Here is a 22735-nt window from a genome sequence, read left to right as displayed (position 1 = left end):
CCCATGCGCCTGACCGCGACCCTCGCCGCCATCCTGGCGGCCGCCAGCCTCGCTGCGCCCCACGCCGCCCAGGCCCAGGCCGCCAAGGGCGCGGCCGAGTACATCCTCGACTACGACGCGATCCATCACCCGGTGATGGGCCGCAAGGGGATGGTGGTCAGCCAGAACGAGGTCGCCTCGCAGGTCGGCGCCGACATCCTGCGCCAGGGCGGCAATGCGGTGGATGCGGCCGTTGCCACGGGGTTGGCGCTGGCGGTCACCCTACCGCGCGCGGGCAACCTTGGCGGCGGCGGCTTCATGCTGGTGCATCTGGCTAAGGAGAAGAGGACCCTGGCCGTCGACTATTACGGCCAGGCCCCGGCGGCGACCGACGCGGCGCTGCTGGCCGGCGCGAACGGCAAGATGGATCCGGCCAAGCGCTACTCACACCGGGCGGTCGCCGTGCCCGGCACCGTGAAGGGCCTCTACGAGGTGCATCGCCAGTACGGCAAGCTGCCCTGGAAGAAGCTGGTCGAGCCTGCGGTGAAGCTGGCGACCGACGGCCTGATCCTGACCGACGACATGACCTATGCGCTGGACGTCTACCGCGACGGCCTGCTGGCCGACGCGCCGTCGGCCAAGGCGCTCTACAAGGCGGGCGGGGCGACCTATGCGCCGGGCGAGCGGCTCAAGCAGCCGGACCTGGCCTGGTCGCTGCGCCAGATCCGCGACGGCGGCGCCGACGCCTTCTATCGCGGCGAGCTGGGGCGGCGCGTCGTGGCCGGCGTTCAGGCCGGGGGCGGGGTGCTGACCCAGGAAGACCTGGCCGGCTACCAGATCCGCATCTCCGAGCCGCTGTGGTGCGACTACCGCGGCACGCCGGTGGCCTACATGCCGCCGCCGGCCGCCGGGGTGCTGCTGTGCGAGCTGATGAACATCGTCGAGCGCTATCCGATGGCCGAGTACGGCCAGAACAGCGTCCAGTCGCTGCATGTGACCGCCGAGGCGATGAAGCTGGTGTTCGCCGACCGCGCCAAGTTCATGGGCGGCTGGCCGCAACACCAGCCGCCGGTCGGCGGGCTGTCGAGCAAGGCCTATGCGGCCGAGCGCGCCAAGCTGATCGACCTGGGCAAGGCGATGGACCAGAAGGTTTCGCCGGGCGACCCGCTGCTGTTCGAGAGCCGCGACACCACCCACTATTCGGTGGCCGACGCCGAGGGGAACGTGGTCAGCAACACCTTCACCCTGGGCTCGTCGTTCGGCGCGCACGTCATGGCGGCCGGCACCGGCTTCTTCCTCAACGACGCCATGGCCAACTTCGCCTGGGGCGGCGACGAGCCGGCCAATGCGCCCGAGCCCGGCAAGCGGGTGATCTCGACCATCACCCCGCTGATCGCCTTCAAGGACGACAAGCCCTGGCTGGTCGCCGGCACGCCGGGCGGCACGCGGATCATCCCGGCCATGGCCCAGCTGCTGAGCAACGTCGTCGACCACAAGCTGAACGTCGCCGAGGCGACGCAGCGGCCGCGGATCTTCCAGGCCGCCAGCGACACCCCGGTCGAGTTCGAGCCGGGCTTCCCGATCGACATGCTGAAGCTGATGGAGGCCAAGGGTCACGAGACCCGCACCAGCCTGACCATGGGCTCGACCCAGTCGATCATGATCGAGAACGGGGTGTTCGAGGGCGGGGCCGACAGCCGTCGCCCGGACGCCGCTGCGGTTCCCGTCGACTAGGGGTTGCACGCCAGGGGTTGCCCCCCGATCGATGTAGTGGCACGCTTCGTGTCAATACAAGATCGGGGAGGCGAGGATGAAGCGGCGCTGGAAGTGGCTGGGCGCGTCCGTGCTGGTGTTGGCGGCGGGGGCCGGGCTGGCGGCGGCGAACCGCACGACGATCCTCTCGATGATCGCCCGCGCGCAGATGCCGCCGGTCGAGGACAACCGGGCGGTTAATTGGGCGCAGGGGCCGCAGACCCCGGCTGAGGGTGAGCGGCCGCCGAACGTCGTGTTCATCCTGGCCGACGACCTCGGCTACAACGACATCACCATCAATGGCGGCGGGGTGGCGAACGGCGCTGTGCCGACCCCCAACATCGACGCCATAGGCAAGGAGGGGGTGGTGTTCGCCGCAGGCTATGCCGGCAACGCCACCTGCGCGCCGTCACGGGCGGCGATCATGACCGGCCGCTATCCGACCCGCTTCGGCTTCGAGTTCACCCCCGCCCCGGTCGCGTTCGCGCGCATGGTCGGCACCGAGGCCGAGCCCGGCGCGATCGTGAAGCCGAAATTCTTCCCCGACCGCATCAAGGACATGCCGCCGGGCAGCACCGCGCGCAATCCGGCGGCGGTCAACGAACTCAGCATGCCGTCCAGCGAGATCACCATCGCCGAAGTGCTGAAGGCCAAGGGCTATCACACCGTCCACCTGGGCAAGTGGCACCTGGGCGGCAAGAAGGGTTCGCGGCCCGAGGATCAGGGCTTCGACGAGAGCCTGGGCTTCATCGCCGGCGGCTCGATGTTCCTGCCCGCCAAGGACCCGAACGTCGTCAACTCCAAGCAGGACTGGGACGCCATCGACCGCTTCCTGTGGCCGAACCTGCCGTACGCCGTTCAGTTCAACGGATCGTCGCTGTTCAAGCCCAAGGGCTACATGACCGACTATCTGACCGACGAAGCGGTGAAGGCGATCAAGGCCAACCGCAACCGGCCGTTCTTCCTCTACTACGCGCCCAACGCCATCCATACGCCGCTGCAGGCGACCAAGGCCGACTACGACGCCCTGCCGCAGATCAAGGATCACCGGACCCGCGTCTATGGTGCGATGGCCCGAAACCTCGACGCCAATATCGGGCGCATCCTGCAGGCGCTGAAGGACGAGGGGCTGGACGAGAACACCCTTGTGATCTTCTCCAGCGACAACGGCGGGGCCGGCTATGTCGGGCTGCCGGACGTCAACAAGCCGTATCGCGGCTTCAAGTCGACCTTCTTCGAGGGCGGGGTGCGCACGCCGTTCTTCATGCGCTGGCCGGGCGTGATCCAGCCCGGATCGACCTACGGATATCCGGTCGGGCACATAGACATCTTCGCCACCGCGGCGGCGGCGGGCGGGGCGGGACTGCCGACCGACCGGCCGATCGACGGGGTCGACCTGCTGCCGCACGTGCAGGGCAAGAACCCGGCGCGGCCGCACCAGACGCTGTTCTGGCGCTCGGGCCAGTACAAGGCCGTGCTCGACGGCGACTGGAAGCTGCAGGTCAACGGCGCGCGCGACAAGGTCTGGCTCTATGACCTGGCCAGCGACCCGACCGAGCAGCGCGACCAGTCCGCCGCCCAGCCGGAGAGGGTCAAGGCGCTGAAGGAGTTGATCGCCCGCCAGGACGCCCAGAGCGTCAAGCCAATCTGGCCCTCACTGCTGCAAGGGCCGGTGTTCATCGACAAGCCGGGCGGCGTTCCTCAGAAGGCCGGCGACGAATACATCCTGTGGGACAACTGACGATGGCGCTGCTGCCGCCGTCGACCAATGATCAGTACCGGGGCGCCCGCGTCTCGGTCTGGGCGCTGGGCCTGGCGGCGTTGCTGACCCTCGGGCCCGGCCTGATCCACAGCTTCCTGCCCGACGGCGGCGCGGTTTCGATCGCCGGCCTCGACCTGGGCGATCGCCGCGACCTGGTGGTCGGCGTCTTCGCCTGGCAGGGCGCCACGCAGATCGCCTTCGGCCTGGCCATGCTGGCGGTCGCTATCCGCTACCAGAACCTTACGCCGCTCATGCTCTGCCTGTTGCTGCTCGAGCGCGGACTGATGGCGCTGCAGGGCTGGTGGCTGCGCGCGCCGGTCGGCGGTCACCATCCGCCCGAGCACTATGCAAGCCTGGTCACCGCCGGGCTCGCCCTGGCCTTACTGGCGCTGTCGCTGCGGGCGCGGGACTAGAAGCCCGCGCCAGGCTTGGTGCGAATGTTGAGCTGGCCGGCCAGGCCGGCGATGCGGTGGTGCTCGATGGCGTGCATCTGCGGCGACATCGCCATCTGCTGGAAGGCGGCGAGCGAGGGGTATTCGGCCAGGGCGACCATGTCCCAGAGCTCCTCGACCTCGCCGATCAGCAGGCCGGTGACGTGGCCGCCGTAGCGGACCTTGCCGCCCAGGCCCTCGACCAGCTTGCGCACCTCCTCGGCGTAGCGGGCGTAGGCCTCCGCTCCGCTCAGGTGGGCGTCGGCGCCGTCGGCGTATTGCGCCTTCGGCTTGAACTTCAGCAGGTTGACCATGACGAAGGGGCCGTCCTCGGCGCCCCCGAAGAACTCCATCGCCTGTTCGTGCGGCGGGTAGACGGCGTTGACGACGTTCATGTCGGGTTCCCTAACCGCGGCGTGTGATGAGGTCGGAGATCACCTCGACGATGGCGTCGGGGCTGTCCTCCTGCAGGAAGTGGCCGCCGTGCAGGGTGACATGCGGCTGGCCCTGGGCGCCGGGCACGCGGGCCTGGAACGGGGCCTCGCCGCCCTTGGTGATCGGGTCGCCGTCGCTGAAGGCGGTGACCAGCGGACGCTCGAAGCGCTCCAGCACGGTCCAGGCCTGCAGGTTCTGCGCGACCGAGGCGTGCTCGGGCGTCACCGGCACCAGGGCCGGGAACTGGCGGGCGCCTTCCTTGTAACTCTCGTCCGGGAAGGGTGCGTCGTAGGCGGCGACCTCTTCGGGCGACAGGTCGCGCATTGTGCCGCCGTTGATCAGCATCCCGATCGGCATCTGCGGGACCGACTGGCTGAAGTTGAGCCATGCCTTGAAGCCGTCGGTCATGCCGCCGCCCGTCGGCAGCCCGGTGTTGGCGACGACCACGCCGGCGAAGCGCTCGGGGAAGGCCGCGACCAGCCGCAGCCCGATCAGCCCGCCCCAGTCCTGGCAGAACAGGGTGAGGCCCTTCAGGTCGAGCTCGGTCAGCCACTGGCTCATCCAGGCCACGTGACGCTCGTAGGTGTAGTCGCCGCGGTCGGCCGGCTTGTCGGAGCGGCCAAAGCCGATCAGGTCCGGCGCGATCACCCGGCAGCCCTTGGCGACCAGGCCGGCGATGACCTTGCGATAGAGAAAGGCCCAGGACGGCTCGCCGTGCAGAAGCAGGACCTGCGCGCCGTCGCGCGGGCCCTCGTCGACATAGTGCAGCCGCAGGGACGTTCCGTCGGCGTCGGCAAGCTGGTGATAGCGCGGCGCATAGGGCCAGTCGGGCAGGGCGGCGAAACGCTCGTCCGGAGTGCGCAGGATCTGCATCGGGGCCTCGGGGCTAGTCAGTCGTTGAAACTAATGACACTATGCGTGTCATTATAATCCGAGGCGGTCAAGCCGGGGAGGGAAGCGATGGCGCGTGGGTGGAAGATCGGTCTGGCCGTATTGGCGGCGGTGGTGGTCGCGGGGGGCGCAGCGTTCGCCCTGCGCGGGCAGATCGCGGTGGCGGCGATGGAGCGCATCTTCGACAAGGCCATGGCCCCCGATCCCTATGCGGATCTGCCCGACGGTCTGCATGTCGGGCTCTGCGGCTCGGGCTCGCCGATGCCCGATCCGGGGCGTGCGGGACCCTGCACGGTGGTGCTGGCCGGTCGTCAGCTGTTCGTCATCGACGCCGGGGCGGGGGGGACGAAGAACCTCGCCCTGATGAACCTGCCGCCGGGGATGGTCGACGCGGTGCTGCTGAGCCATCTGCATTCCGACCACATCGACGATCTGGGCGAACTGATGCTGCAACGCTGGGCCGGCGGCGGGCGCGATGCGCCGGTCCCGATCTATGGCCCGCTGGGCGTCGACAAGGTCGTGGCCGGGTTCCAGGACGCCTATCTGATCGACCGCGGCTACCGCATCGCCCACCACGGCGAGAAGGTCACCCCGCCGAGCGGCTTCGGCGGGATCGCCCGACCGTTCGAGGCGCCGCGCAACGGCCCCGACGTGGTGCTGATCGAGACGCCCGACCTGAAGGTCACCGCCTTCCCGGTCGAGCACGCGCCGGTTGAACCGGCGGTCGGCTACAAGTTCGTCTACAAGGGCCGCAGCGTCGTGGTCAGCGGCGACACCGCGGTCTCGGCGCGGGTCGAGGCGGCCTCGAAAGACGTCGACGTGCTGGTGCACGAGGCCCTGGCCCCGAACCTGGTCGCGATCCAGAACAGGGCCGCGACCCAGCACGGGCGCGCCAACCTAGCGGCGATCACCCACGACATCCTGTCGTACCACACGGCCCCGGAGGACGCGGCGCGGATCGCGCAGCGGTCGGGCGCGCGCTACCTGCTGCTGACCCACATCATTCCGCCGCTGCCGGTCAGGGCGCTGGAGGGGCCGTTCCTGGGCGACTCGCGCAAGCTCTATTCGGGCCAGCTGAGGGTCGGCCACGACGGCGACCTGATCAGCCTGCCGGCCGGGACCGACGACATCCGTTACACTAACCGCCTGACGATCTTCCAATAGGAGGCGTTCGAGATGAAGGACCCCATCGCGCTGTCGGGCGCGCCCGGTTCGCCCTACACCCGCAAGATGCTGGCGGTGCTGCGCTACCGGCGCATTCCGTACCGCTTCCTGCCGCCGTCGGGGCCCGCGCTGGCGGGGCTGCCGCAGCCGAAGGTCTCGCTGCTGCCGACCTTCTACCTGCCCGACGAGAACGGCGAGCTGGCGGCGGTCACCGACTCCAGCCCGATCATCCGCCGGCTGGAGCGCGAGCATGTCGGCCGCAGCCTGATCCCGGACGACCCGGCTCTGGCCTTCCTTGACGAGCTGATCGAGGACTTCGCCGACGAGTGGCTGACCAAGGCCATGTTCCACTACCGCTGGGCCTACGAGCCCGACATCGCCAAGTCGGCGGCGATCCTGCCATGTTGGCGCGGGTTCTGCGTGCCCGACGAGGAGCTGGCGGAACGCGGCCGGCAGTTCGCCGAGCGGCAGATCGGGCGCCTGCGCTATGTCGGCTCCAACGAGGTGACCGGGCCGCTGATCGAAGCGAGCTACCAGCGGTTCCTCGAGGCGTTCGAGGCCCATCTGCGTCACCAACCCTATCTGCTCGGCCGCCGGCCGGGGGCGGGCGACTTCGCGGTGTTCGGACAACTGACCCAGCTGGCGGCATTCGACCCGACGCCGATGGCGCTCACCCTGCGCGCCGCGCCGCGCGTCGCCGCCTGGGTCGGGCTGATGGAGGACCTGTCGGGGCTGGAGCCGGGCGAGGGCGACTGGATATCGCCAGCCGCGCCGCCGCCGACCCTGGCGCCGCTGCTGGCCGAGATCGGGCGGGGCTACGTCCCGGTCATGCTGGCCAATGCGCGGGCGGTCATGGCCGGCGCCGAGCAGGTCGAGGCGGTGGTCGAGGGAGCGCCCTGGACCCAGCAGCCGTTCCCCTATCAGGCCAAGTGCCTGCGCTGGCTGCGCGAGGCCCACGGGCGGCTCGACGCCGGCGCGCGCCGCGCGGTCGACGCCCTGCTGGCCGGGACGGGCTGCGAAGCGCTGTTCGCCCCTGGAGCTTGATCCCCGCAGGGCTTAGTCAGGGCTCAAGGAAGTTGCGGGGCGGGGCGCTTGAGTCGGGAACGGTCGGTGGACGGACGGCGGCGGCGCGGCGAGGACAACCGCGCCCGCATCGTCGCGGCCATGCTGGAGATCATCCAGGAGGGCGAGGTTTCGCCGAGCGCCGAGCAGGTCGCCGAACGCGCCGACGTGGGCCTGCGCACCGTGTTCCGGCACTTCACCGATATGGACAGCCTCTATTCGGAAATGTCCGAGGAGATCGAGCGCGAGATGCAGGCCGCGGTCGACGCGCCCTTCAAGTCGGCCGACCCGCGTGAACGCGTCGTCGAGCTGGTCGCCCGGCGCGCGGCGGTGTTCGAGAAGATCGCGCCGTTCAAGCGGGCCTCCGACGTGCTGCGGCACCGCTCGCGGTTTCTGGAGGCCGGGAGCGAACGGCTGGTGGCGGCGCTGCGCGCGATCCTGGTGCGCGAGTTGCCGGCCGGCGTGGAGCCGATCACCGTCGAGACCTTGGACCTGCTGCTGAGCTGGGAAAGCTGGGCGCGGTTGCGGCGCGAGCAGGGGCTCGACCCCGCCCGCGCACGCGAGGTGCTGGAAACCTCCGTTCGGAGGCTGCTCGCCTAGGGCCGCGAGCGGTCGGCCAGGAAGGCGCGGATGTCGGCGGCCAGCAGCCGGGCGCTGTCATCGCCGAGATACGGCATGTGGCCGGACGGATAGACCTTCATGGTCAGCCGATCACGCGCGAGCCCGGAGTGGCGGGCGACGTTCTCGGCCGCGCCGAAGGTGGTGACGAGGTCGTAGTAACCCGAGCCGACGAACACCCCAAGGGCCGGGTTGCGGCGCATGGCGGTGGCGAGGTCCTCGGCGTAATTGCGCGGGCCCGCGCCCCAGTTCCAGCGCGAGTTGACGTCGGCGAAGGCGATCGATTGATAGGTCGAGGGCGCTTTCACCTTCAGGTCCTGCTCGACGTACTGATTGAGGCCGGCGACGAACGAGGGCGTGTACTGGCCCATGGCCGGGTCGTCGGCGACGGGGTCGCCGCCGCTGGCGGCCAGCGGCAGGGTGTAGCGGCCATCATAGGCGCCGATCTGCAGGCCCTTGTCCTTCAGCAGCAGCTCGCCGAATTTCGACAGCGAGATGCGCAGGTCTGCGTCGATCCAGGTCTGGGCCGAAAGCCCGGTCAGCGATGCGAGACCTTCGGCGACCTTGGCCTTGTCGGCGACGGGCAGCTCTTCACCGGCGTAGAGGGCGGGCAGGTAAATGTCGCGGGCGAAGGCGCGGGCCGCGTCTGCGGCGCTTTCCGCCGACGCGCCGGCGGACTTGCCGTGGACCCAGGCGGTGGCGGCCATGGTCGGCAGGCTGGCGAGCGCGCTGCGGTCGTCGCCGGCCCCGCCGCCGCGGTTCATGTCGAACGCCGGACCCAGGATGATGACGCCGTTCAGCGTGGTGGCGCCCAGCGCGCCGGCCGGCGACATCGGCCCGCCCATCAGGTTGGTGGCGACCACCGAGGCGCGGACGGTGCCGTAGCTCTCGCCCATCAGGAACTTGGGCGAGTTCCAGCGGCCGTTGGCGGTCAGCCAGCCCTGGATGAACTCGCTGGTGGCGCGGGCGTCCTGTGCGACGCCGTAGAAGTCCTCGGCCTTGCCGCCCGGCAGCAGGCGGCTGTAGCCGGTGCCGATGGGGTCGATGAACACCAGGTCGGCGACGTCGAGCAGCGAGTAGGGATTGTCCTCCAGCGCGAAGGGCGGGACCGTCGGCGGCTTGACCGGGTCGGACATGGCGATGCGGCGTGGGCCGAGCATGCCCATGTGCAGCCAGATCGAGGACGAGCCGGGACCGCCGTTGAACACGAACACGACGGGGCGGTCGGTTTTCGCGCCCTTGGCGACGTAGGAGAGGCTGAACAGGCTGGCGGCGGGCTGGCCGCCCGAGCCCTTGAGGATCGTCTCCTGCAGGGTCGTGCGGTAGGCGACCTTCTTGCCCATGAAGACGCCGGCGTGGTCGCTGGCGAATACGCGGGGCGCGGCGGCCACGGGAACGGGATCCTGCGCGGCCTGGGCCGTCGGCGCCGCGGCCGAGGCGAGGAGCAGGGCCGCAAGACCGGCCGACATCAGATGGCGCATTGGCTGTCCGGGACTTGCGTGCGGGCCCAGCGGTAGCCGTCCTGGGCTTGGCCGCGGGGCAGGTAGGTGATCGTCAGATCCTTGCCGTCGCGGCGGATCTTCAGGGTGATGGTCTGGTCGGCCTTGGCCTGCACGGCGTCCAGCACCACGGCCTCGGTGACCTCGTCGCCGTCGCGAACCCCGGCGATGGCGGCTTGAGAGCCGGCGACCAGGCCCTGCACGATCCGCGGGCTGGCGGTCAGCGAGGCGCTGTCGAAGCCGAGCTCGAAGGCGCGGAAGCTGGCGGCCTCGCGCTTGAAGCAGGGGCCATAGGCGTCCGACGCCGGGACCAGCAAGGCGCCGGCCATCATCGCGGCGTGCTCGTCACGCGCCTGCGGGCCGAGTTCGGCGGCGACCATGTCCAGCCAGGCCTCGGTGTCGTGGGACTGGCCGGCCTCGCGCCGGGCGATCATCGCCTTGACCAGGTCGTCCAGCCGGCGCTTGCCGCCCGACTTGTCGCGGACCTGGGCGTCGACCATGGCCATGTAGAAGGCGCCACGGTCGTAGGGCAGCTTGCGGACACGGGTGTCGCTCCAGAACTTGGCGGCGATCTCGCTGGCCGGGGCGGTCCGCACCGGGTTGCCGTAGTAGCTCTGCGCCCGCTCGTTGATCTGCGCCAGGAAGTCGTCGGTCGAGATCAGCCCCGAGCGCCAGGGGATGGTCGCGGAGTAGAACTCCGCCAGCCCTTCGCCGTACCAGGAGACGACGCCGTTCGGGCCATTCAGGCTGCCGGGCCAGTTGTGGACGATCTCGTGCGCCAGGTGATGGCGCATGCCGTCGACGGTCGGCGGCGGATCGTCGCCGAAGCCGGACATGAACGAGTTGATCAGCCCGGCGCCGCCCGTGCCCGGATAGGGGTTGTGGCGGAAGAACACGCGATAGGGCTTGTTCGGCTCGCCGAAGAAGGTGGCGATCGCGGTCCGCGCCTTCTCGGTCCAGCTGGCCACGGCCGGGACGTCGAACGGCGGGGTTCCGAGCCAGTAGATCGCGAACGGCTGACCGCTCGAAGCCTCGGGATAGCTGTTCATCGGACCGGCCATGTAGAAGGTGTGGGCCAGCAGATCGACGGGGCCGACCAGCTTCAGCTGGCCTTCGCCCAGGCTCTGGGCCCCGCGCGATCCGGCCGGCATGGCGGCCAGGTCCCAGTCGAGGGAGAGGCTGTAGGGGCGGCTGTTGTCGGGCAGGGCCAGGAAGGTCACGCCCGCGCCGTTGAGGCCGCCGGCTTCCGGGCGCAGGTCGAAGGGCGGGCCCGAGCCGAGCTTCGGCCGGAAGGCGGCGGCGTTCGCCGTGTAGCGGACGGTGACGTCGCCCTGCGTCGGGCGCGCGACCTGCCAGCGGCGAAAGTACATGAAGTTGGCCTGGTCGACCGGGTCGTCCTTCTGGACCAGCGGCACCGCGCCCTTGGCGTCGGTCACCTCGATCTGGGCGGCTTCGTAGCGCTGGGTCTCCACCGAGGCGAAGACCATCGGCAGACGCAGGAAGGGCTCGCCCGGCTGGGCGCCTGGCGCTTGCAGCTTGAGGGTGACGCCGACCTTGTCGACCGCGCCGTCGCTCTGGTGCGGGGCGAGGGTCACGTTCAGGGCCGGGGGCGCGTTCTGGGCGCCGGCGCTTGTGGCGAGCGCCAGGGCGGCCGCGACGGCGGCCAGCAGGGTCTTGGTCTTCATCAGGCGGGCGGGGTCCGTGGCAGGGCCGACAGCAGGCGGTCGACGTCGTTCATGTCGTTGAACACCGCCAGCGAGACCCTGAAGCGGTTCTGCGAGACGGTCATGCGGATGTTGGCGGCCTTCATCAGGTCGCCGAGCTTGGCGCGGGCGTCCTTGAGCGCGAAGGCGACGAGGGCGGTGCGCGAGTCCGGCGGAGTCATCGGCTGGTAGCCGCGGCCGCGCAGTTCGGTCTGGACGGCCTTGATCAGCGGTTGGCGGGCGGCCTCGATGGCGGGGACCCCGAGGTCCTTGATCAGACCCAGCGAGTAGTCGAGCTGGACGACGCCGGTCCAGGACGTCGTGCCCATGGCGAACGTGCCGGCCGCGTCGGGCGACATGCCGTAGGTGGCCGCGCCGGGGCCCGGCTCGTCATAGGGAAAGACGTGGGACTTGAAGGCGTTGATTTGGTGGTAGCCCCACCACGGCCGCTTCACCTTGTCCTGGATTTCCTTGCGCACATAGAGGAAGCCCAGGCCGAAGTCGCCCATCAGCCACTTGTAGGAAGACGAGGCGGCGAAATCGACGCCGGCTGCGCGCAGGTCGATCGGGGTCACCCCGACGGCGTGGACCATGTCGACATAGACATAGGCGCCGTGAGCGTGGGCCAGATCGCAGACCGCCTTGAGGTCGTGCTGGAAGCCGTTGGTGGTCGAGACCGCGCTGATCGAGACCAGCTTGGTGCGGTCGTTCACCGCAGCGGCCATCTGGCCCATGTCGATGCGGCCGTCCTGGGTCATCGGCAGGGTGACGACGTCCATGCCGGCCTTGCCCAGTTCGCCGTAGGTGTAGAACGAGCCGAAGAAGTGCAGGGCGTCGGTGACGATGCGCCCGCCGCTCTCGGGAATGCCGAGGGCGCGGATCACCAGGTTCTCGCCCATGGTCGTGGACTGGATCAGCGACAGCTCGTCGGGCGCGGCGCCGACCAGCTCGCCGAACTTGGCGATCATCGCGGTTTCCTTGGCGCCGACGCTGTAGTTCGAGACCGTGCCGTCCTGGGTCTTGTAGCGGAGGTACTCCTCCAGCGCCGCGCGGGCGCCCAGCGGCATCGGGTGGGTCGAGCCGGCGTCCAGGTAGGTGAACGGCATCTTGGCGAAATCGGCCTTGGCCGGCAGGCGGGGCGAGGCCGGCGAAGCCTGGGCCGCGGCGGCGGCCGACTGGGCCAGCGCCCCGCTGGTGGCGGCGGCGGCGACGAGGGCGCGGCGCGTCAGCTTCATGGTGATCTCGCACTCTTGCGGCCAGGTCCGGCCGTGCTCGAAACGCTATGAGCCGCCGGGCGGATTTTCTTGTCGTTCTCCCCGGCGAAGGTCGCCGCCGCGGCGAGGATTATGCGGGGCCGGGCTCCCGACCTGCATTACTCATGCGCCTTCGGGGCGATCAGCGGAACTTGCGCGCGCGCATCGGGATGGCGGTGGTGCTCTTGGACTCCGTCAGGGTCACGATCGAGCGGACGTCGACGACGCCCGGCAGCTTCAACAGCGTCGAGAAGATGAAGTCCTGATACCAGATGACGTCCGGCGCCAGGATCTTGAGCATGGCGTCCATCTCGCCGAAAACCGTATAGCATTCAAGGATTTCGGGAATGTCGTTGATGGCCTTGTGGAACTTGGCCCGGTCCTCGTCGCTGAGCGTCGTCATCTTCACCTGAGCGAAGATCTGCATCTTGAAGCCGAGCTTCTCGCGGTCGACGATCACCACCTGGGCCTTGATGTAGCCCTCCTCGCGCATGCGCTGGATGCGGCGCCAGCAGGGCGACTGCGACAGGCCCACGCGTTCGGCGAGCTCAGCGGTCGAGAGCGATGCGTCGCGTTGCATCAGCTCCAGGATCTTCATGTCGATGGCGTCGAGCTCGGCGGGCATAGCTTATGTCCTTGGTTCGATATGTGCGCATAGCGGATGCGGGTATCGCTGATGTCAAGGCCGAGTAAGGCAAGATAATCCCGTGTGGCGGAATAGGCTCACTCCATAGTCAGCAACTGTCGCCGCACGGCGCAGGCAGCGCCTTGGGGGCGACGAAGTGAATATGCCGAGTAAGTCGCCCAAGGCTGAGGGGACGCACGTGCCGCCGCCAGAGGACTATTCCAACTGGGTGCGGACGATGATGCGCAACATCGCCGCCGCACCCGACGCGGCGGTGCTCTACGACTCCACCATCCGCGAGCCGACCGAGTTGCTGGCGCAGGTCGTGCGCGGGGCGTTCGGCGGCGAGATCACCGATCGCTACGAAAGCGTCTTCGCCAACGGCAACCGCTTCGTGGCCGCCGCCGTCGCGGGTCGCTACGGCGTGCAGCCGGCCAACGTGCTCTGCACCACGGGCGCCACCAGCGCGATGGGGCTGGCGATCCGCGCCTTCGTGCGGCCCGGCGACCACATCATCGTCGAGACGCCGTGCTTCGACCTGCTGCCAGGCTTGGCCGCGGCGGCCGGCGCGAGCATCAGCTATCTGCCGCGCCGCGCTCCGGACTTCGCCATCGACACCGCCGAACTGGAAAGCCTGATCCAGCCGGAGACCCGGCTGGTGCTGCTGACCGACCTGCACAATCCGTCCGGGGCGGCGCTGGGGCAGGGGACGCTGCTGGCGCTGGCCGCGCTGGCCGGCAAGAGCGGCGTGCGCATCGTCATCGACGAGGTCTATGGCGACTTCGCCGGGCCGCGTCCGGCCGCCGCCACCTATTCGCCGGAGATCATCAGCGTCGGCAGCCTGACCAAGGTCCAGGGCCTGTTCGCGCTCAAGTGCGGCTGGGCGATCGCCGCTCCCGATAAGGTCGAGGCGATCCTGGCGGCCAGCGAGCAGGGGGATCTCGGGGTCTCCAAGCTCTCGCACGCGGTCGCCGCCCGGGTGCTCGAGGACATGGCTCCGTTCGACGACTATTGGCGCGGGCTGCTGGCGCGCGCCCGCCCGGTGCTTGAGCGGCACGCCGGCGCGATGATCGCCGAGGGCCTGCTGGCTGGGGACGTGCCGGCGCAGGGCTGCATGTATTTCCCGCGCGTCGTCGGCGTCGCCGACACCTACGCCTTGGCTGAGTGGCTCTGGCGCGATCATCGCGTGGCCGTCGCGCCGGGCGAATTCTTCGGCCTGCCGGGGCATGTGCGGATCGGCTTCGGCGGCGACGCCGAGCAGCTGGACCGGGCGCTGGGGCGCTTCGCCGACGCGCTGCGCCGCTATCGGCCGTCCTGATGGCGGCCTTGTGCGTCTCGTCTGCCTGCGCCGCATCGACCATGCAGGGCGCGGTCGGCGAGCGCATAAACAATCTGCGACGCTTCAGCGTCGGTTTGAAGAACGAAAAGAAAAACCGCGTTGCGGCGCCTAGGTTTTCCACAAGCGCCACAACGCAAAAGCGGACTTTACGGCCCGCCCCTATCGGGGAGCGGCGGGTCGCGTCGGAGCCGGAGGGGCTCCGCCACAGAAGGGGGATATAAGATGGGTCAGTCAGTTCGCGGGCGCATGCTCGCCACCAGCATGATGGGCGGTCTGGCGATCGCGGCGGCGATGGCCGCCGAGCCGGCCTTCGCTCAGGACAGCGTCGCGGTCGAAGAAATCGTCGTCACCGGCTCGCGGATCCGCCGGGTCGAGACCGAAACCTCGGCGCCAGTCTCGGTCGTCACTGCGGAGACCCTGACCGACCGCGGCGTGGTCCAGGTCGGCGACATGCTGAACCAGATCAGCTCCAACGCGCCTTCGTTCGCGATGGCTGACGGCACGGGCAACGAGGCCGGCAGCGGCCAGACCTTCCCGAACCTGTTCGGCCTGGGCGCCGGGCGCACCCTGACGCTGGTCAACGGCCGCCGCATGGTCACCACCTCGCAGTCGCGGGCGGTCAGCGGCGTGGACGGACTGGGCGACCGGGTGGTCGACACCAACATCATCCCGACCGGCCTGATCCAACGCATCGACGTGGTCCAGGCGGGCGGCGCGGCGGTCTACGGCTCGGACGCCATCGCCGGCGTGGTCAACTACGTGCTGAAGGACAGTTTCGAGGGCCTGGAGCTCGACGCCCAGTACGGCATCTCGTCGCGCGACGACTATCCGACCCAGGCGCTGCGGGCGACCGCGGGCAAGAACTTCCTGGACGGCCGCGCCAACATCGCCGCGAACCTGGAATGGTCGAAGACGGACTCGTTGCTCGACTACGACCGGCCGCGCACCAACCTCGGCCGCGTGACCGTGTCGAACCCGGCCAACCGGACGCCGACCGACGGCATCCCCTCGCTGGTCGAGAACCTCAACACCCGCTTCGTCACCTTCAACGCCAACGGCGTGATCTCGCGCGCCGGCCCGCCCTTCGCCAGCCAGATCGGCGCCGTCGCCGGCCAGCCGATCCAGAGCAACGCCACGGGCGACGCCTTCATCCCCTACAACGTCGGCACGCTGGTCAACCCGAACGTTCCGCCCTTCACCAGCGGCGGCGACGGCCTGCCGTATCAGGAGCTGGCCGCCCTGCAGGTCGGCATCGAGCGCTGGGTCGGCAACGTCATCGGCCACGTCGACCTGACCGACCGCATCCGGCTGTCGGGCGAGTTCATGTACGCCAAGGTCGAAGGGCGCGATCCCTACGGCCAGCAGGCCAGCAACACGGTGCTGAACAACGCCGCGTCCGGCGCCGGACCCATCGCCCTGTCGCGCACCAACCCATTCCTGACCCCGGCCATGTCGGCCGCGCTGGGCGCGGGCGGCCCGCCGCTGTTCGTCTCCAAGTTCTGGACCGACCTGCTGCCGACGCGTGAGAACGTCAGCACCACGAACACCGCCCGCGCGGTGGTCTCGCTGGATGGCGACTTCGACTTCGCCGAGCGCAACTTCTACTGGAGCGTGTCGGCCAGCCGCGCCGAGACCGACGGCGAGAGCACCGGCTGGGGCGTGATCACCTCGCGCTTCAACAACGCTGTGAACGCGGTGCGCAATAGCTCGGGCGCGATCGTCTGCGCGATCAACGCCGACGCCTCGACCGCCAACGACGATCCGGCCTGTACGCCGCTGAACCCGTTCGGCGTCGGCAACGTCAGCCAGGCCAACCGCCTGTACCTGACCGCGCCGATCGGCCAGGACTACCTGAACACCCAGGACGACTACCTGGCGACCATCGGCGGCGACATCTTCAACCTGCCGGCCGGCGCGGTGAAGTTCAGCGCCGCCTACGAGCACCGCCGCGAAGAGGCCAAGTACACGCCGTTCGTCGCCAATCAGCGGGGCATCGTCGGTTCGCAGGTGGCCTCGCAGGCCACCAAGGCCGCCTACAACACCGACGAGTTCTCGGGCGAACTGCTGGTGCCGATCTTCGGCGGCGACTTCACCCTGCCGGGCGTCCGCTCGCTGGAGTTCGACGGCGCCTATCGCCGCGTGAAGCACTCGATCGCCGGCTCGGAGAACATCTGGGGCGCGGGTCTGCGCTGGGAAGTCTTCGAAGGCCTGACCATCCGCGGCTCGCGCAGCCGCAACTTCCGGGCGCCGACCCTGGACCAGCTGGCCGCGCCGTCGCGCACGGACCTGTCCAACGCCGGCTGGGACCCCTGCGACGCCGACCGCATCAACTCGGGCCCGAACCCGGCCGTGCGTCTGGCCAACTGCCAGGCGTTGTTCGCCGCCAATCCAAGCTTCGGCCCGCTGGCGACGTTCCAGAACCCGTCGGAGAACTTCTCGAACACCCTGGTCACCTCGGGCGGCAACCCGAACCTGCGCAACGAGCTCTCGGACACCAAGACCATCGGCTTCATCTATCAGCCGACCTTCGTGCCCGGCCTGACCATCGTGGTCGACCGCATCGACGTGGACCTGACGGACGGCCTTTCGCCGTTCACACCGCAGGATTTCATGGCCGCCTGCTACGACTCGACCAGCCCGTCGGCCGAGATCTGCGGCACATTCACTCGTGACTCGACCGGCGCCATCGCGACGGCGCTGTCGACGACCTTCAACGCCGGCACCGTGGCGTTCCGGGGCGAGACCTACAACGTCAACTATCGCTTCCCGATCGGCCGCTTCTTCAACGATGCGGACTATGGCGAGCTGGAGCTGGCGGTCGACGCGACCCACACCACCCGCTACGAGCAGTCGGTCACCGGCTTCGACGTGAACCGCTACGACGGCACCACCCGCCAGCCCGACTGGGTGGTCGACTTCGACGCGACCTACTCGAACGGACCGCTGCGGCTCTACTACTCGCTGCACTACCTGCCGGAAGCCAAGATCAACAGCTTCGACACCATCGAGAGCACGCCGACCCCCGAGATCAAGGAAAACTACCGCCACAACATTTCGGCGCAGTACGCCTTCGACAAGTACACGGTCCGCGCGGGCGTCATCAATCTGACCGACGAGCAGCCCTCGTTCCCGACCCGGAACTACGGCGACATCCTCGGCCGCCGGTACTATGTCGGCCTGAACGCTCGGTTCTAGGGACACGCTGTAACCGTCGCGCGGATCACTCTCGTCCGCGCGCGGCAGGCGGCGCCGGTCTGACCCACGGGCCGGCGCCGTCACGCATTTCGGGGGGCGTAAGGACATGAGCTTGGCGAAGGATGATCTCGGCGACCTGATCGTGCTGGACGCCGCCGCCGTCCGCGCCCGGCTGAGCTATGAGGCGGCGACCGCGGTCGTCCGCGAGGCGATGATCGCGCTCTCCGACGGGCGGGTCCGCCAGCAGCTGCGCAGCTTCGTGCCGTGGGGCGAGGGTAAGACCTTCGCCATTATGCCGGCGGCGATGTCCGCAGACGGCGTGTTCGGGGCCAAGCTGGTCAGCGTCTTCAAGCGTCCCGATGGCGCCAAGGCCCATGAGGGCGTGGTGCTGCTGTTCGATCCGCAGAGCGGCGCGCCGGTCTGCTTGGCCGACGCGGGAGAGATCACCGCCATCCGCACCGCCGCGGCCAGCGCCGTGGCGACCGACGCCCTGGCCCGGTCGGACGCCGCGGTCCTGACCCTGCTGGGCGCCGGCAAGCAGGCTGCGGCTCACGCCCAGGCGATCGCCAAGGTTCGCGCCCTGCGCCAGGTGCGTGTCTGGGCCCGTGCCGAGGGGCAGGCCCGGGCGCTGGCCGCAGACATCGCCGCCACGTCCGGGATCGAGGCGCTCGCCGTGCCGATGGACGAGGCGCTGGCCGGCGCCGACATCGTCTGCACGGTGACCGCCGCGGCCGATCCGATCCTTTCGGCGGCCCAGGTCGGGACCGGAACCCATATCAACGTCGTCGGCTCGAGCGGGCCGGCTCAGGCCGAGATCGCCGCCGACCTCGTCGCCGCCGGCCGCTTCGTCGTTGACCATCGCGAACACGTCCTGGCGCATGGCGGGGAGTTCCTGCGCGCCAAGGCCGCGGGGCTGGTCGGCGACGACCACATCGCCGCCGAGATCGGCGAGGTGCTGGCCGGTGCGCGGCCGGGCCGCACGTCGCCCGACGATATCACCCTCTACAAGTCGCTCGGCCACGCCGCCCAGGATCTGGCCGTGGCGGCCTGGCTCTACCAAGACGCTACCGGGAAGACCCTATGACCGATCAGACCGCCCGCATGCACAAGGGCGTCGACTTGTGGGCAGTGGTCGCCCTCGGCCTCGGCACCGCCGTCGGCGTCGCCATCTTCTCGGTCATCGCGCCGGCGACGGCGCTGGCCGGGCCGGGCATGCTGCTGGCGGTCGTCGTCGCCGCCGTCCCGATGTTCGTCATCGCCATGACCTACGCCTTCATGGGCTCGGCGCTGCCGACCTCGGGCGCGTCGTTCGAGTGGTCGCGGCGGTTCGTGCATCCGTTCGTCGGCTACCTGATCGCCTGGATGCGGATCGTGTCCAACGTCGGGGCGATGCTGATCCTGGCCCTGGTCATGGTCCGCTACCTTTCGATGGTCATCCCGCTTCCGACCAAGCCGACCATGCTGGCGGCCTTCGTGATCTTCTTTCTGGCCAACTACTTCGGCGTCGGGCTGGCCGCGCGGCTGCAGGTGATCCTGATGGGCGCGCTGGTCGTGCTGTTCATCGTCTTTTCCGCCTGGGGCGCGCCGCACGTGCAGGCCACGCAGTTCGAGCCGTTCCTGCCCAACGGCACGGCGGGGATGCTGGCGGCCATCCCGCTGCTGATCGGCCTCTTCTTCGGCATCGAGGCGGCGACCGAGATCGGCGACGAGGTCAAGGACAGCAAGAAGACCATCCCGCTCGGCATCGGCCTGTCGATCCTGACGGCGGTCGTGCTCTACCTGATGGTCGGGGCGGTCGCGATGGGCGTCATCGGCCCCGAGGCGCTGGCCAAAAGCGAGACCCCGCTGCTCGACGCGGCGACCCCGTTCATGGGCCCGGTCGCCAAGCCGCTGATCGTCTGCGCCGCAGTCATCGCCATCGCCAAGTCGATCAACTCGCTCTACCTCGGCTTCTCGCGCAGCCTGTTCGCCATGGCCCGCGAGGGCATGCTGCCGGCCGCGCTGGCCAAGGTGCACGAGAAGCACGGCACCCCCCACTTCGCCCTGGCGACGATCCTGGGCGCCACGTGCCTGGGCCTGCTGGCGCCGATGAACCTGACCAGCCTGTTCCTGGCGGTGAATATCCCGACGCTGCTCAAGTACGCCGCGACCTGCATCGCCGCGACCGTGGTGGTGCGCAAGCATCCCGAGATCTACGATGGCGCGCGCTTCAAGCTGTCCAAGGGCGCGACGGTCGGCTGGGCCTATGCCGGCTGCGTGGCCTCGCTCGTGGTGGCGGTGCTGGGCTTCTCGGCCGACTGGACGCCCTATGCGGCGCTGGCGGTCTGGGCGGCGATCGGCGTCGCCTACTATGCGGTGTCGGGACGCCAACGGGCGGCGGCGGCCTGATGCGGATCATCGACCGCGAGGAAGTCGCCCAGCGGCTGACCTACGAGCTCGCTATCCCGATCGTGCGCGAGGCGATGATCGCGTTCTCGACCGGCCAGACGCGCCAGCTGCTGCGCTCGATCATCCCGCTGGCCGAGGGTCGGATGTTCGGCCTGATGCCTGGCGCGATGGGCGCCGACGCGCCGTTCGGGGCCAAGGTGATCAGCGTCTATCCCGAGAACTTCGCCAATGGCCGCCAGTCGCACCAGGGGCTGATCGTGCTGTTCGATCCGGAAACTGGCGCGCCGGCCTGCGTGGTCCACGCCGGCGAGGTGACGGCGATCCGCACCGCCGCGGCCAGCGCCGCAGCCACCGACGCCCTGGCCCGTCCCGAGGCGCGCCGCCTGGCGCTGCTGGGCTATGGCGAGCAGGCCGCGACCCACGCCCGGGCGATCGCCAAGGTGCGGCCGCTGGAACAGATCACCGTCTGGGGCCGCTCGCTGGACCGCGCGCAGGCGTTCGCCGCGAGCATCGGCGAGGAGCTGGGCGTCCCAGGGACGGCCTTCGCCGAAGCCAAGGACGCGGTCGCGGAAGCTGAGATCATCTGCACGGTCAGCGCCGCGAAGGAGCCGATCCTCAAGGGCGCCTGGGTGGCGCCGGGGACGCACGTGAACGTCGTGGGCTCGAGCTATGCCGGGCCTGTGGAGATCGACGACGAGCTGGTGGTCCGCGCCCGCTTCATCGCCGACAGCCGCGACGGGGTGCTGGCCCAGGGCGCGGAATATCTGAAGGCCAAGGAGGCCGGCCTGATCGACGAGAGCCACGTGGTCGGCGAGATCGGCCAGGTGTTCGCCGGCCAGATCGAGGGCCGCCAGAACCCGTTCCAGGTGACGATCTACAAGTCGCTTGGCCACGTGGTGCAGGACCTCGCCAGCGCCTGGGCGCTTTACAAGACTTCGGAGACAGCTTGATGCGTAAGGGCTTGTTCGCCGCCGCGCTGCTCGCTTCAGTGAGCCTCGCCACGATGGCCCAGGCGCAGCAGCGCTTCGAGGTGACGCTGACCCCGGGACCGCTGGCCGCCGACGCCGAGCAGGGCCACCTGGACGTCACCCTGAAGCTCTCGGGCGTGGACGCCGCCGCCGGCCAGCCGCTGCTGACCTTGCCGGTGGTGATCGCCAACACCGCCACCGTGGCTACGACCCTGCAGGACCTGCGCGCGCGCGACGCCGCCGGCGAAGTGCCGCTGACCTTCAAGGACGATCCGGTCGCCATGGCCTATGCGCGTCACTGGATCCCGGGCCGCGCTGTGAAGGGCGACCTGACGGTCAGCTATCGCGCGCCGATCGACAACACTCCGCCCAAGCGCGGGGCGGGGCCGCCCTACCAGCTGCGCACCGAGGGCGGCGGGCTGTCGGGCGTCGGCAACACCTTCATCCTGATCCCCGCGGGCCAGCAGCCCTACGACGTCAGCCTGCGCTGGGACCTGTCGAAGCTGCCGGGATCGGCCGCGACCTCGAGCTATGGCGACGGCGACGTCTCGCTGGGCGTCGGGCCGGCCGGGCGGCTGATGTCGACGGTGTTCATGGCCGGGCCGATGCACCGCTATCCGCAGGTCCCCAAGGGCGGCTTCTCGGCCGTCTGGCTGGGGACCCCGCCGTTCGAGCCGGGGCCGGTCATGGACTGGACCCAGCAGCTGCACAGCTGGATGATCAAGTTCTTCCGCGATCCCAGCGAGCCGCCGTATCGGGTGTTCCTGCGCTACAACCCGATCAACGCCGGGGGCGGGGCGGCGCTGACCAACTCGTTCCTGACCACCTATGGCAAGACCGGCTCGGGCGAGGCGCTGAAGGGCACCCTGGCCCACGAGATGATCCACACGTGGACGGCGGTGGACGGGCCGGGGCAGTGGTTCGGCGAAGGAAACGCCGTTTTCTATCAAGCGCTTCTGCCGCTGCGCGCGGGCCTGATCACGCCAGACGACTATCTGGCCGACATCAACGAGACGGCGCGGCGATACTACTCCAACCCGCTGAACGACACCCCCAACGACCAGATCGCCCCGCGCTTCTGGGAGGACACCCGCGTCCGCGTGCTGCCCTATGATCGGGGCGCGATGTACTTCGCGGTGCTGGACGGCCAGATCCGCAAGGCTTCGGGCGGCAAGCGCTCGGTGGACGACCTGGTGATCGAGATGGTCGAGCGCGAGCGCCGCGGCCAGACCACGGGTGAGGCCGATTGGCTGGCGCTGCTGGACGAGGAACTCGGCGCGGCCGGGGCCAAGACCCACGCGGCGATGCTGGCGGGCGGGCTGATGCTGCCGGAGTCCGACGGCTTCGGGCCCTGCTTCACGCGTACGACCGGCAAGGTCCGCCGCTTCGAACTGGGCTTCGAGCCCAAGTCCCTGGTCGGCGACGTCAAGACGATCCGCGACCTGCAGCCGGGCAGCGAGGCGGCCGAGGCCGGCCTGCGCGACGGCGACGTGGTGACCTACGGCCAGGCGCTGGACGCCCTGCAGGGCGATCCGCAGCTGCAGCTGACCCTGCAGGTGACCCGCGACAGAAAGTCCTTCCCGATCAGCTACTTGCCGCGGGCCGAAGAGGTCGAGATCTATCAGTGGAAGCGCGTGCCCGGGGTGCCGGACACCGCCTGCGGACGGTGAC

General features: G+C 69.6%; 18 protein-coding genes. 12 read left to right on the top strand and 6 right to left on the bottom strand.

Annotated elements, in window-relative coordinates; genetic code table 11:
* The first annotated feature begins 3 nt into the window (after nt 1–3).
* The 3 genes from ggt (at nt 4) to GGQ61_RS14465 (ending at nt 3906) form a co-directional block, all read left to right on the top strand.
* Nucleotides 4–1713, top strand: a complete 1710-nt coding sequence (ggt, locus tag GGQ61_RS14475; RefSeq protein WP_183774032.1) for a gamma-glutamyltransferase — start codon at nt 4–6, stop codon at nt 1711–1713.
* A 76-nt stretch (nt 1714–1789) separates the two neighbouring features.
* Nucleotides 1790–3472, top strand: a complete 1683-nt coding sequence (locus GGQ61_RS14470; protein ID WP_246370933.1) for a sulfatase-like hydrolase/transferase — start codon at nt 1790–1792, stop codon at nt 3470–3472.
* A gap of 2 nt (nt 3473–3474) precedes the next feature.
* Entirely contained in the window at nt 3475–3906 is a 432-nt protein-coding gene (locus tag GGQ61_RS14465) for a hypothetical protein (protein WP_221221051.1), read from the top strand.
* On the opposite strand, the gene GGQ61_RS14460 is transcribed toward GGQ61_RS14465, so the two are convergent.
* Together GGQ61_RS14460 and GGQ61_RS14455 are read right to left on the bottom strand one after the other, a co-directional pair.
* Nucleotides 3903–4319: a DUF1330 domain-containing protein gene (locus tag GGQ61_RS14460; protein WP_183774029.1), complete on the bottom strand. Its 417-nt coding sequence runs from the start codon at nt 4317–4319 to the stop codon at nt 3903–3905. The genes GGQ61_RS14465 and GGQ61_RS14460 overlap by 4 nt on opposite strands.
* Before the next feature lie 10 nt (nt 4320–4329).
* Entirely contained in the window at nt 4330–5232 is a 903-nt protein-coding gene (locus GGQ61_RS14455; RefSeq protein WP_183774026.1) for a haloalkane dehalogenase, read from the bottom strand.
* A gap of 87 nt (nt 5233–5319) precedes the next feature.
* Here GGQ61_RS14455 and GGQ61_RS14450 point away from each other — a divergent pair, with 87 nt between their 5' ends.
* The 3 genes from GGQ61_RS14450 to GGQ61_RS14440 are packed head-to-tail and all read left to right on the top strand — an operon-like array spanning nt 5320 to nt 8076.
* Nucleotides 5320–6414 (top strand): MBL fold metallo-hydrolase, encoded by a 1095-nt coding sequence (locus GGQ61_RS14450; protein WP_183774023.1) that lies wholly within the window; start codon nt 5320–5322, stop codon nt 6412–6414.
* Nucleotides 6415–6426: 12 nt separating this feature from the next.
* Nucleotides 6427–7458, top strand: coding sequence for a glutathione S-transferase family protein (locus tag GGQ61_RS14445; protein ID WP_183774021.1), 1032 nt, complete (start codon nt 6427–6429; stop codon nt 7456–7458).
* Between the two features lie 48 nt (nt 7459–7506).
* The gene (locus GGQ61_RS14440) at nt 7507–8076 is read left to right on the top strand and encodes a TetR/AcrR family transcriptional regulator (protein ID WP_183774019.1); all 570 of its coding nucleotides are present in this window, start codon (nt 7507–7509) and stop codon (nt 8074–8076) included.
* Here the strand turns inward: GGQ61_RS14440 and GGQ61_RS14435 are convergent.
* From GGQ61_RS14435 to GGQ61_RS14420, 4 genes are all read right to left on the bottom strand, one after another.
* Entirely contained in the window at nt 8073–9575 is a 1503-nt protein-coding gene (locus GGQ61_RS14435; RefSeq protein WP_183774018.1) for a S10 family peptidase, read from the bottom strand. The two genes, GGQ61_RS14440 and GGQ61_RS14435, sit on opposite strands and share 4 nt — an antisense overlap.
* Entirely contained in the window at nt 9563–11278 is a 1716-nt protein-coding gene (locus tag GGQ61_RS14430; protein ID WP_183774016.1) for a M61 metallopeptidase family protein, read from the bottom strand. Before GGQ61_RS14430 ends, GGQ61_RS14435 begins: the two co-directional genes overlap by 13 nt.
* On the bottom strand, nt 11278–12531 hold the full coding sequence (locus GGQ61_RS14425; protein ID WP_221221050.1) for an aminotransferase class V-fold PLP-dependent enzyme: 1254 nt from the start codon (nt 12529–12531) through the stop codon (nt 11278–11280). Before GGQ61_RS14425 ends, GGQ61_RS14430 begins: the two co-directional genes overlap by 1 nt.
* A 160-nt stretch (nt 12532–12691) precedes the next feature.
* The gene (locus tag GGQ61_RS14420) at nt 12692–13174 is read right to left on the bottom strand and encodes an Lrp/AsnC family transcriptional regulator (RefSeq protein ID WP_183774014.1); all 483 of its coding nucleotides are present in this window, start codon (nt 13172–13174) and stop codon (nt 12692–12694) included.
* A gap of 163 nt (nt 13175–13337) precedes the next feature.
* Between GGQ61_RS14420 and GGQ61_RS14415 the strand changes: the two genes are divergently transcribed.
* The 6 genes from GGQ61_RS14415 to GGQ61_RS14390 all read left to right on the top strand — a co-directional run bounded on the left by GGQ61_RS14415 (nt 13338) and on the right by GGQ61_RS14390 (nt 22734).
* Complete coding sequence (locus tag GGQ61_RS14415; protein ID WP_183774012.1) at nt 13338–14492, top strand: pyridoxal phosphate-dependent aminotransferase; 1155 nt, start codon at nt 13338–13340, stop codon at nt 14490–14492.
* Between the two features lie 243 nt (nt 14493–14735).
* The gene (locus tag GGQ61_RS14410; protein ID WP_183774009.1) at nt 14736–17708 is read left to right on the top strand and encodes a TonB-dependent receptor domain-containing protein; all 2973 of its coding nucleotides are present in this window, start codon (nt 14736–14738) and stop codon (nt 17706–17708) included.
* Nucleotides 17709–17814: 106 nt separating this feature from the next.
* Nucleotides 17815–18792 carry an ornithine cyclodeaminase family protein gene (locus GGQ61_RS14405; RefSeq protein WP_183774006.1) on the top strand — a complete coding sequence of 326 codons (978 nt, stop codon included), beginning with the start codon at nt 17815–17817 and terminating at the stop codon, nt 18790–18792.
* A complete protein-coding gene (locus GGQ61_RS14400; RefSeq protein ID WP_183774004.1) occupies nt 18789–20096 on the top strand; it encodes an APC family permease in 1308 nt (435 codons plus the stop codon). Before GGQ61_RS14405 ends, GGQ61_RS14400 begins: the two co-directional genes overlap by 4 nt.
* Nucleotides 20096–21046 (top strand): ornithine cyclodeaminase family protein, encoded by a 951-nt coding sequence (locus GGQ61_RS14395; protein WP_183774000.1) that lies wholly within the window; start codon nt 20096–20098, stop codon nt 21044–21046. The genes GGQ61_RS14400 and GGQ61_RS14395 overlap by 1 nt, the downstream gene beginning before the upstream one ends.
* Nucleotides 21046–22734 carry a M61 family metallopeptidase gene (locus tag GGQ61_RS14390; RefSeq protein WP_183773997.1) on the top strand — a complete coding sequence of 563 codons (1689 nt, stop codon included), beginning with the start codon at nt 21046–21048 and terminating at the stop codon, nt 22732–22734. Before GGQ61_RS14395 ends, GGQ61_RS14390 begins: the two co-directional genes overlap by 1 nt.
* Nucleotide 22735: the final 1 nt, after the last annotated feature.

It is taken from the genome of Phenylobacterium haematophilum (genome assembly GCF_014196295.1).
In the GTDB taxonomy this organism is placed as follows: domain Bacteria; phylum Pseudomonadota; class Alphaproteobacteria; order Caulobacterales; family Caulobacteraceae; genus Phenylobacterium; species Phenylobacterium haematophilum.
Note: the sequence above shows the minus strand (reverse complement) of the source record. Positions and strands in the feature narration are given on the sequence as shown.